This is a genomic window from Mesorhizobium sp. M7A.F.Ca.US.007.01.2.1, assembly GCF_003998165.1.
Classification (GTDB): domain Bacteria; phylum Pseudomonadota; class Alphaproteobacteria; order Rhizobiales; family Rhizobiaceae; genus Mesorhizobium; species Mesorhizobium ciceri.
Genome location: NZ_RZQP01000351.1, coordinates 1 through 4,246 on the forward strand (window position 1 = coordinate 1; position 4,246 = coordinate 4,246).

At 63.7% G+C, this 4,246-nt stretch carries 4 protein-coding genes; all 4 read left to right on the forward strand.

Annotated elements, in window-relative coordinates:
* The first annotated feature begins 117 nt into the window (after window positions 1-117).
* On the forward strand, window positions 118-981 hold the full coding sequence (locus EN949_RS33285; protein ID WP_206534989.1) for a tungsten formylmethanofuran dehydrogenase: 864 nt from the start codon (window positions 118-120) through the stop codon (window positions 979-981).
* On the forward strand, window positions 975-2,606 hold the full coding sequence (locus EN949_RS33290) for a formylmethanofuran dehydrogenase subunit A (RefSeq protein ID WP_063167858.1): 1,632 nt from the start codon (window positions 975-977) through the stop codon (window positions 2,604-2,606). Before EN949_RS33285 ends, EN949_RS33290 begins: the two co-directional genes overlap by 7 nt.
* A complete protein-coding gene (gene fhcD, locus EN949_RS33295) occupies window positions 2,594-3,502 on the forward strand; it encodes a formylmethanofuran--tetrahydromethanopterin N-formyltransferase (protein WP_063167859.1) in 909 nt (302 codons plus the stop codon). The genes EN949_RS33290 and fhcD overlap by 13 nt, the downstream gene beginning before the upstream one ends.
* Window positions 3,499-4,246 (forward strand): formylmethanofuran dehydrogenase subunit C (locus EN949_RS33300; protein WP_127371928.1); only part of this gene is annotated, 748 nt, incomplete at its 3' end. The genes fhcD and EN949_RS33300, both read left to right, overlap by 4 nt.

Here is a 4,246-nt window from a genome sequence, read left to right on the forward strand (position 1 = left end):
GATATAGATGGCACGAGGGCGGCGATCGCGCTGGCTGAGCGGGCTGGCGCGGCATACGACCATGCCGATGGTGCGGCACTTGCCCGAGAGACCGCGCTTTTTACCGACAAGGGGGCAATGACCGTCGCCCCCGGAGAGACGCGCCGGCGTGCCGATGTCGTGGTGATCGTGGGCGAGCTCCCGCGGATCCATCATGGTCTTGTCGGCGAACTTGCCGGGACGGTTCCCGACCTCTCGACCGGCAACCAGCGCGCGTTCTTCGTGGTAGGCCCAAACGGGATGTCTGTGCCGCCGCTGAACGGCGGACGCAAGGCAACGCAACTTTCCTGTGGCCAAGCTAGCCTCACCGCCACGCTGGCGGCACTGAGGGCACAGTACAAAGGGCGGCGTACATCGCAACCGGTGTCGAATTTCAATGATTTTGCCAAAGCTCTGGCGGCCGCGCATTTTCCCGTGTTCCTGTTTTCAGGCCACGCCGCCGAAGGCTTGGCATTGGAGATGCTGCAAGGACTGATCGCCGATCTCAATCGCAAATCGCGCGCATCCGGCCTTTATCTGCCGGCGAGCGAAAACGGGTGGGGAAGCGCGCTCGCCTCGGCCTGGATGACAGGTTTTCCGCTGCGCACCGGCTTTGCGCGCGGCCTCCCTGAATTCGATCCCTGGCGCTGCGATGTGGAGCGCATGATCGCTGCCGGCGAAGCTGACCTGCACCTGCGGATCTCCGCCGCAACGGCCCAACTACAGAAAAAAAGGGCACGCATGGCGCTGATTGTGCTGACGAAAACGGAAAAGCCGGTTGCCGGCGCCGCAGTCACCATGGCCATCGGCGAGGCTGGGGTCGATCACGATGCGGTTGTCTACTCCAGCCGCACGGGCTCGCTCAGGTCGATCGATGCGCAAGCGGCCTCGCAATTGCCCTCCGCCGCGACGATCATCCGCCTGATCGCTACCCACGCTTTCCTCGAGCCACTGCCATGCTGACGAAAATCGCCGACGGCGACATCATCGATCCCGTCAACGGCCGTCTCGGCAAAGGCGACCTCTGGATCAAGGACGACAAGATCGTTCCGGCGCCGGCGGGAGGGGCGGCCGACCGGACCGTCGAAGCCAGCGGCTGCATCGTGATGGCTGGCGCCATCGATATCCACTCCCACATCGGTGGCGGCAATGTGAACACCGCGCGGCTGCTCTTGCCCGAACAGCATGCCGCCCATCAGCTGCGGCCAGCAATGACGCCGCTCGCCAATGCCGGCTGGTCGACGTTCCAGACCGGCTGCCTCTACGCAAAGATGGGCTTTACGACGGTCGTCGAGCCGGCGATGTCGCCGGGAGCGGCGCTGCACACGCATCTCGAACTGGCTGACATCCCGATTATCGACAAAGCGACCCTTGCCATTCTCGGCAACGACGATTTCCTGTTGTCGATGATCCGCGACGACGCCCCCCGGACGATGATCGAGGACTATGTCGCCTGGACGGTCGCTTCGACGCGAGCGCTTGGGGTCAAGGTGATCAACGCCGGTGCGGCGGCCGCCTTCAAGGAGAACGTCCGCACCTTCTCGCTGGATGATGTCGTGCCTTCCTATGGCGTCAGTTCGCGCAAGATCGTCAAGACGCTGCAGGCCGCCGTCGACAGTCTTGGCTTGCCGCATCCCTTGCATGTCCATTGCAACAATCTGGGCAGCCCCGGATCGGCGGATACGGCGGCTGCGACGATTGCAGCGGCGGATGGACTGCCGCTGCATCTCGCCCACCTCCAGTTCTATGGCTATGGCACGGAAGGAAAACGCGGGTTTTCCTCTGCCGCCGCACGGCTTGCCGAACTGGTCAACGCGACGCCGGAAGTCACCATCGATATCGGCCAGGTGATGTTCGGCCAGACGGTCACGGTCTCCTCCGACGTCATGCGGCAGTTTTCGGCGCGTGGCAGCGCACACCCGAAAAAGACCGTCATTCATGACGGTGACGGCAATGGCGGCGGCATCGTGCCCTACAGCTATGGCAAGGACTTCTACGGCACGATGCAGTGGGCGATCGGGCTCGAGCTTTTTCTCCTGATCGACGATCCCTGGCGTGTGTTCTTCACCACCGATCATCCCAACGGTGCACCTTTTACCGCCTATCCGGCGCTGTTCGAACTGCTGATGAGCCGGGAAGCGCGCGCCGAAATGGCCGCCGGACTTTCACGATCCGCCCTGGTGCTCTCTACCCTGGCCGCAATCGACCGCGAATACACGTTCGAGGAAATCGCCATCATGACGCGCGCGGCGCCAGCCAAGCTGCTCGGCTTGACGGATCGAGGCCATCTCGGCGCCGGCGCAACAGCCGACGTCGCTGTCTATCGCAGGGACCGCAGTATCGCCAAAATGCTCGGAGAGGCGGCGTATGTTTTCAAGGATGGCGATCTCGTCGTGCAAGACGGGGAAATCATCCATTACCGCTGGGGCAAGGCATTGAGGCTCAAGCCGCCTGTCGACAAGGCAATGGTGCGACGGCTCGAGGACTATCACCAGCAGCGCTACGGCCTGTCGCTGGACTGGTTTAATTTCCCGGATTCCGCGATTGCGCGCGAACAGCCATTCGGCGAGGTGCCATGCCGAACATGAGCATCAATGGCGTAACGATCGACGATACCTTCGCGGAAGCCTTCGGCATGCGCGCAACCGCCATCGTCATCACCGCGCCGAGCCGGAAATGGGCTCGCCAGGCGGCGATCACAATGACCGGCTTCGCCACCTCGGTGATCGGTTGCGGCTGCGAAGCGGCAATCGATCTCGACCTGCCGCCATCGGCCACACCGGATGGCCGGCCGGGCTGCCGCGTCATGATTTTCGCGATGGGAACGGACGAATTGCAGAAACAACTGCTCAATCGTGTCGGCCAGTGCGTTTTGACCTCGCCGGGTTCCGCCTGCTTTGCCGGGCTGCAGGGCAGCGCCGAGCTCAAGCTCGGTTCGGCACTGCGTTATTTCGGCGACGGCTGGCAAATCTCCAAGAAGATCGGCGACAGGCATTTCTGGCGTATTCCCGTCATGGATGGCGAGTTCCTGTGCGAAGCAACGACCGGACTGACGAAGGAAGCTGTCGGTGGCGGCAATTTCTTTGTCATGGCGCAAAGCAGCGCCAACGCTTTGGCCGCTGCCGAGGCCGCCGTCGGTGCGATCGGCATGGTGCCTGGCGCCATCGTGCCGTTTCCGGGCGGCATTGCCCGTTCGGGTTCCAAGATCGGTGGCAAATACAAAGGCATGATCGCCTCGGCCAACGAAGCCTACGCGCCGACACTGCGCGGCGTCGTCGCGAGTGAACTCGGTCCCGACATCAACGCCGTCCTGGAAATCGTCATCGATGGTGAGACCAATGATGCAGTTGCCGCCGCGATGAAGGCGGGCATCAAGGCTGTCATAGAGCTCGGACCGCAAAGAGGCGCGGTTCGGATCAGCGCCGGCAATTACGGCGGCAAGCTCGGGAAATTCATCTACTCGCTGAAGGATATGCTGCCATGAAGGCGCTGACCTTCACCCTGGTTGCCGAGCCGCCGGAGCGCCTTGACCTGTCGCCGCTGACGCCGGAGCGGCTGGCCGGGATCGAAAGGCGCGACGTCGAAAGAATCCAGATCGGCATGTCGAAGCTCGGATCGAAGGTGGGCGACATTTTTCGCGTCGCCGGCAGCGATCCGGCAAGCATCGTGTTCGAGGGCGGAAGCATGCGCCTTGACCTTGTGGCGCAAGGCATGCGGGGTGGGTCGGTTCGCCTCGTTGGCAATGCCGGCGCCCAGGCCGGGCGCGCCATGCGGGGTGGCAAGCTCACGATCGAAGGCAATGCGGGTCCATACGCCGGCTCCGGCATGCGCGGCGGCAGGCTTGAGATAACAGGCAATGCCGGCGACCACCTCGGTGCGCCGCTCGTCGGGGAACTGGCCGGCATGAACGGCGGTGTGTTGATCGTCAGGGGCAGAGCGGGCGCCTTCGCGGCGGACCGCATGCGGCGCGGCCTGGTCGCGGTGCTGAAAGGCTCCGGCGACCATGCCGGCAGCCGCATGATCGCCGGCACCTTGGTGGTGGCCGGTGGCACCGGTGAGATGCCTGGCTATCTGATGCGTCGCGGTTCGATCCTTCTCGATCGCGCGCCGGCACGCATGTCGCCGAGCTTCGTCGAATGCGGCGCGCCCGAGAGCGTTTTCGCCGCCATCATCGATCGTCATCTGATCGCCGAGGGCATTTTGAAACGGCCGCTTCTGGGGAGCGCAC